Here is a 6429-nt window from a genome sequence, read left to right on the forward strand (position 1 = left end):
GTCGCTCAATGGCGACTCCCTTATGTTAACACCTTCATTTTTCCATGTCAACTAAGTTTTTTAATTTCTTTTTTTCGCTTTCTGCCGTTTCGCATCAGCGACGGTTATTAATATATCATGCAGTTTATACATGGTCAATACTTTTCATAAAAAAATTTCACATCCCGTTTATTTCTTTTTTTCATCATTTTAACAAACCCCACTTCTTTTAAATCAAAAATTCAAAATTTTATGTTATATTATTCCTATAGGAGCGTGATGGGAATGGGGATTAAATATTCGAACAAAATCAATAAAATTCGAACCTTTGCATTAAGTTTAGTATTTATCGGACTCTTCATTGCATACTTAGGCGTATTTTTTCGCGAAAATATTATTATTATGACCATTTTTATGATGGTTGGCTTTTTAGCAGTTATCGCTAGCACCGTCGTTTACTTTTGGATTGGTATGTTATCTACAAAAACCGTACAAATCATTTGCCCAAGTTGTAACAAACCTACCAAAATGCTCGGCCGAGTAGACGCATGTATGCATTGCAATCAACCCTTAACGCTTGATCGTAATTTAGAAGGAAAAGAGTTTGATGAGAGGTATAATAAAAAGAGCTATAAAGCATAAAATGGAGTTTATATAATAAAGAAAGAGGTCAACGTAACCGTTGACCTCTTTCTTTATTATATATTACGCCTTATGACATTCTGGACATACGCCATAAATCTCTAAACGATGACTATTAATAACAAAGCCGGTTGCTTTCACAGCTTCATCTTCAAGTTTTTCCAAACCTCCATAAGGAAAATCAACAATCTTACCACACTTTTCACAAATTACATGGTAATGCTGACTTGTAACATAATCAAATCTACTTGAAGCGTCTCCATAAGTTAATTCCTTAACAAGCCCAACTTCTTTAAATACACGTAAGTTATTATAAACAGTTGCAACGCTCATATTTGGAAACTTACCTTCTAACGCTTTATAAATTTCATCCGCTGTTGGGTGCGTCATAGATTCCACAAGGTACTCTAAAATAGCATGACGCTGTGGAGTAATGCGTACACCCGTATTTTTCAGCATTTCTAGCGCTTCTTTTAATTCTTCTTTGACCACCGTCATGCACCCCGATTCTATACGGATTATTATTTTATAATTCTTATAAAGAGTGTACTCCTTTTCTTGTCAATCGTCAATATTTCTACTATAACTGTGTAGTTTATTTTTCATCTAACCTTATTCTTATGTATATTTGTCCTTCCTTTATACATTTACATAGAAAAAAGTGCGAAATAATCGCACTTGGAATACTATCATCTGAGGAGGTATGCCCTACCCTCTTAATGTATGAAACATCAGCACAAGTGTATAGACATATGCCTCATAGTAATTACATCATAATAAATTCCCTTCAGTTCTTGCTTATGCAGAACCTTAATCTAAATAAGAAAGGATGTCTTCGATATGCCCTTTCACTTTTACTTTACGCCATTCTTTTACTAGTTCACCATCTTTATTAATAAGAAACGTAGATCTTTCAATTCCCATGTACTCTTTTCCGAAATTCTTTTTCAGCTTCCATACATCATATAGTTCCGCCACTTTATGATCTTCATCTACTAAAAGTAAGAATGGCAAATCATGCTTTTCAATAAATTTTAAATGTCTATTCACTGGATCTGGACTTATACCAAGTATAACCGTATCTTTTTCTTGAAATAATCCGTATGCATCTCGGAAATCACACGCTTCTGTTGTACAGCCTGGTGTCATATCTTTCGGATAAAAATATAGTGCTACATTTTTCCCGTGAAAGTCCGATAGCTTAACCTGCTCTCCGTTACTTCCTTCTAGTGTAAAATCCGGTGCCATTTCTCCTACTGCGACCATCTTTATCACTCCTTGTCTTTTCCTTCTACTATAACAAATGTTATCTCATTTTTCATTGTCTATCACTGTTCGAACTACGAATGCAAACGGCAATGTATATCCAATCAACGCTTCAATAATTGCAATCCAGCGTCCGATTCCAACAGGAGTTACATCACCATATCCAACAGATAATAAAGTAACCGCACTAAAATATAAGCATACTTCTACCAGTTGGAAAGAATGGACAGTTAAACTTTCTCCGTCTTCTCTTAAGACGGCAAATCCACTTTCCTCTAATACAACATAACTTAATCCAAATGCGATAAGCACCGTTGTGTAAATTAGAAATAATGAAGTTAGGTTATACAAGGAAAAGAAACGCTTCGAATCTGAGTATGAGCTCCATAATATTTGAATACTCCTTAACACAGCAATGGCTGAAATTAATAAAATAAGTCCCCATAACATGTCCTCCACCTCATCCTATATGTATGAGGACAAAGAACAATTTATCCCACAGTAGATGAAACTTGTATATCTGTCGTTAGTTTCCCGCACCGCGGTATTTCTTCACTCCAAAATTCCAAAGCGTGATTGCAATTGTAAAACAAATTACACCAACAAACGGTGTCGCAAACGCATAACTGTTCCATTCTGTCTTTCTAAGAAAATACGCCGCTGGATATACACCAACAAATGCAAATGGTAAGACAAACGTTAAAACAAACCGGATCACACGGTTATAAATATTTACAGGATATCGCCCATAATTCCCAATGTTATACATCAATGGCATAATAGAGCTTTTTGCATCTGACCAAAAGCCAATACTTGCAAGTGTCACAAATATCCCGCCATATACAAGGGCACCTCCAGCTACCATGAACAAGAAAAGAAAGAAATCGTACCAATAAAAGGATAATTGAAGCTGCACTGACGCATATCCCATTACAATAATCCCAGTAACTGCACCAATCAAAGACTCCAGTTCCATTCGCTCTAATATAATTTGGAATAAACTATGAATCGGTCTTGTTAAAACACGATCCATTTCTCCCTTAATAATGTATCGATCATTAAAATCCCATATATTAAAGAAAGCAGAAAAGATAGCAAATGGTACTAAGAAAAAGCCATAAATAAAAATAACTTCTTCTCGGCTCCATCCCTTTAATGCTTGTGTATGTCCGAAAACAACAAGAATAAAAATTAAGTTAACAGCTTGGAGTAGTAAATCAGATAATAATCCAACGATAAAATCGCCGCGATACTCTAGTTTAGTTTTTATATATTGGCTTGCATATTGCAAAAACAGTTTTATATACAGCATCTCATCATCCCCCTTGTACAATTAGGCGTTTTCTCGCCGTTTTCCACATCAGCACAATTGGAACAATAAGTACGACTGCCCAAATCATTTGAAATAATAAAGCCTGATACAACTTACTTCCTTGTATTCCTTCAGAGAAAATCATACTCGGAATATAACTGATTGCTTGAAATGGCAAAAACACCATCGCTTTTTGTGCCCATAGAGGATAAAAGCTAATGGGTAGTAATAAACCTGAAAATAAATCAATAACCACACGTTTTGCATACATAATTCCACTATTATTAAATAAGAAAAAAGTAAGCATGCCTGTCATTAAATTAATTTGCGTATTAATAATAAAACTGAAAACTAACGACAGAAAAAAATATAACCACGTTTGAAAATTGGTTGTAATTTGTAACGAGAATAAAAGTGTAACAATGATCATACCGGGAATAGAAAAGAATGCAAAACGGAAGATCCCCTCTCCAAGACCTTGCATAACTTTCATTCCTAAGTAGTTATATGGACGAATTAATTCAACAGCTACACGTCCCTCTTGAATTTCCATCGCAATTTCTCTGTCAATATTATTAAAATAAAAAGCGCGAGCCATCCACGCGATGGCAATGTAGGTTGTCATTTGAGAAATCGATAAACTTTCGATATTCTCTTTCCCACTGTAAATAGCTTGCCATAAAAAATAATACGCTCCGATGTTAATCGTATAAATTAAAATTCCACTATAGTAATTTGTCCGATAAGCAAGCATCATTAAAAAACGAATACGAATCATTTCAATATACTTACCCATGAATCATACCCTCTTCATAAATATTACGGATAATTTCTTCTGTCGACACTTCATTAATTTTTAAATCTTTAATTTGAAAGGCTTGGACTACTTTGGAAATAAGCATAGAAATTATAACTTCTTCATTGGGTATTTTCGCAATCCATGTATATTCTTCTTTCCCTTGTGACCAAACTACATGATTATCCGGCATTAGCATTAACAGTTGTTGATATGAAACTGGTGCTGTAAATTGAAAATGTATTTCTTTTTCTGCTCCCCACTGCGAACGAAGCTTTTCTAATGATCCATCATACATAATGTTTCCTTCATCCAGCATAATAACGCGTTCACATAACGCTTCAATATCAGTAATATCATGTGTTGTTAATAAAATTGTTGTTTTATAACGTTCATTCATTTCCTTTAAAAACTCACGGATTTTTAATTTTACGAGAACGTCTAGTCCAATCGTTGGTTCATCTAAAAATAAAAGCGGTGGATTATGAATTAACGCTGCTGCTAATTCACAACGCATTCGTTGACCAAGCGACAATTTACGCACCGGTTTATCTAGCAATGGTCCAATATCTAGTGTTTCAATGACATGCTCCATATGTTCCTTATACTGCCTATCAGATACACCATACACTTTTTTTAATAAACGAAATGATTCTTGTACCGCAATATCCCACCAAAGCTGTGAACGCTGACCAAATACAACACCAATTGTTTTCACAAACTCTTCTCGCTGTTTATGTGGATTCATGCCATTTACTGTAATTTGACCAGACGTCGGTGTTAAAATTCCGGTTAACATTTTAATTGTCGTTGATTTACCCGCACCATTCTCACCAATATAACCAACCATTTCACCTTGATTTACAGTAAACGAAACATCATTCACTGCTGGCACTATTTTATAATTACGATTTAATAAATCGCGAAACGCACCTTTTAAACCAGAGCGGCTTGAATATGCTGTAAATTCTTTACGTAATCCTTGTACTTCAATTACCGATTTCATAATCGGACCCCCTTCCTCGATACCACAACGAATAGTTTACCCAACTGCCCTTCCTATCACAAACAATACGTCTTTTTGAAAAACATGTTAGAATAATACATAGATTTTTGTAAGGAGATGAATTGTAGTGAATTTCACAAAATCAGAAGCATTACATAAGGAAGCGTTAGAACATATCGTTGGTGGTGTTAACAGTCCTTCTCGTTCTTTCAAAGCAGTTGGTGGCGGTTCACCTGTTGCAATGGAACGCGGAAAAGGTGCTTATTTTTGGGATGTAGATGGTAACAAATATATCGATTATTTAGCAGCATACGGTCCAATCATTACAGGACACGCTCATCCTCACATAACAGAAGCAATTAAAACAGCAGCTGAAAATGGTGTTTTATACGGAACACCAACAGCACTAGAAGTAAAATTTGCAAAAATGTTAAAAGAAGCAATGCCTGCTTTAGATAAAGTTCGTTTCGTAAACTCTGGTACGGAATCTGTTATGACAACAATTCGTGTGGCTCGCGCTTATACAGGTCGTACAAAAATTATGAAGTTTGCTGGTTGCTACCACGGTCATTCAGACTTAGTTCTTGTAGCAGCTGGTTCAGGTCCTTCTACTCTTGGTACTCCTGATTCAGCCGGTGTGCCCCAAAGTATCGCTCAAGAAGTTATTACCGTTCCATTTAATAACGTAGAGACATTAAAAGAAGCACTCGATAAATGGGGACATGAGGTAGCAGCTATTCTTGTAGAACCAATCGTTGGGAACTTCGGAATTGTCGAACCTAAACCTGGCTTCCTAGAAAAAGTAAATGAGCTTGTTCACGAAGCTGGCGCACTAGTTATTTATGATGAAGTAATCACAGCTTTCCGCTTTATGTACGGCGGTGCTCAAGACTTACTTGGTGTAACACCAGATTTAACAGCACTTGGTAAAATAATTGGCGGAGGTCTTCCAATCGGTGCATATGGTGGTAAAAAAGAAATTATGGAACAAGTTGCACCGCTCGGCCCTGCTTACCAAGCTGGTACAATGGCTGGAAACCCAGCATCTATGGCAGCTGGTATTGCTTGCTTAGAAGTACTGCAACAAAAAGGTGTATACGAAAAATTAGATGCACTTGGAGCAATGCTTGAAAAAGGAATTTTAGAACAAGCTGCAAAACATAGCATCGATATTACAGTAAACCGTCTAAAAGGTGCGTTAACTGTATACTTCACTACAGATACAATTGAAGATTATGACGCTGCTCAAAATACAGATGGAGAAATGTTCGGTAAGTTCTTCAAGCTTATGCTCAACGAAGGAATTAACTTAGCTCCATCTAAGTATGAAGCATGGTTCTTAACAACAGAACATACAAAAGAAGATATGGAATATACAATCGAAGCTGTCGGTAGAGCATTTGCTGCTTTAGCGAACGCATAAGAAAA

The 6429-nt window shown here is 35.9% G+C and carries 8 protein-coding genes; 2 read left to right on the forward strand and 6 right to left on the reverse strand.

The genetic code is table 11. The features are described from left to right. The first annotated feature begins 264 nt into the window (after positions 1-264). Complete coding sequence (locus BPMYX0001_RS02210; protein ID WP_016113001.1) at positions 265-621, forward strand: YgzB family protein; 357 nt, start codon at positions 265-267, stop codon at positions 619-621. A gap of 63 nt (positions 622-684) precedes the next feature. Here BPMYX0001_RS02210 and perR read toward each other — a convergent pair whose 3' ends face one another. From perR to BPMYX0001_RS02240, 6 genes are all read right to left on the reverse strand, one after another. Continuing rightward, positions 685-1113: a peroxide-responsive transcriptional repressor PerR gene (gene perR / locus BPMYX0001_RS02215; protein ID WP_018768004.1), complete on the reverse strand. Its 429-nt coding sequence runs from the start codon at positions 1111-1113 to the stop codon at positions 685-687. 318 nt (positions 1114-1431) lie between these two features. Then, entirely contained in the window at positions 1432-1887 is a 456-nt protein-coding gene (bcp, locus tag BPMYX0001_RS02220; protein ID WP_003194937.1) for a thioredoxin-dependent thiol peroxidase, read from the reverse strand. Positions 1888-1932: 45 nt separating this feature from the next. Beyond that, positions 1933-2337 carry a potassium channel family protein gene (locus tag BPMYX0001_RS02225; protein ID WP_016112998.1) on the reverse strand — a complete coding sequence of 135 codons (405 nt, stop codon included), beginning with the start codon at positions 2335-2337 and terminating at the stop codon, positions 1933-1935. A gap of 76 nt (positions 2338-2413) precedes the next feature. Further along, positions 2414-3199, reverse strand: coding sequence for an ABC transporter permease (locus BPMYX0001_RS02230; protein ID WP_018782728.1), 786 nt, complete (start codon positions 3197-3199; stop codon positions 2414-2416). Between the two features lie 4 nt (positions 3200-3203). After that, positions 3204-3995: an ABC transporter permease gene (locus tag BPMYX0001_RS02235; RefSeq protein WP_018768003.1), complete on the reverse strand. Its 792-nt coding sequence runs from the start codon at positions 3993-3995 to the stop codon at positions 3204-3206. Beyond that, positions 3988-5001, reverse strand: coding sequence for an ABC transporter ATP-binding protein (locus BPMYX0001_RS02240; RefSeq protein ID WP_003194928.1), 1014 nt, complete (start codon positions 4999-5001; stop codon positions 3988-3990). The genes BPMYX0001_RS02235 and BPMYX0001_RS02240 overlap by 8 nt, the downstream gene beginning before the upstream one ends. 127 nt (positions 5002-5128) lie before the next feature. On the opposite strand from BPMYX0001_RS02240, the gene hemL reads away from it, so the two are divergent. Further along, positions 5129-6424, forward strand: coding sequence for a glutamate-1-semialdehyde-2,1-aminomutase (gene hemL, locus BPMYX0001_RS02245; protein WP_006093437.1), 1296 nt, complete (start codon positions 5129-5131; stop codon positions 6422-6424). Positions 6425-6429 lie beyond the last annotated feature (5 nt).

This window comes from Bacillus pseudomycoides DSM 12442, assembly GCF_000161455.1.
GTDB classification, from domain to species: Bacteria; Bacillota; Bacilli; order Bacillales; family Bacillaceae_G; genus Bacillus_A; species Bacillus_A pseudomycoides.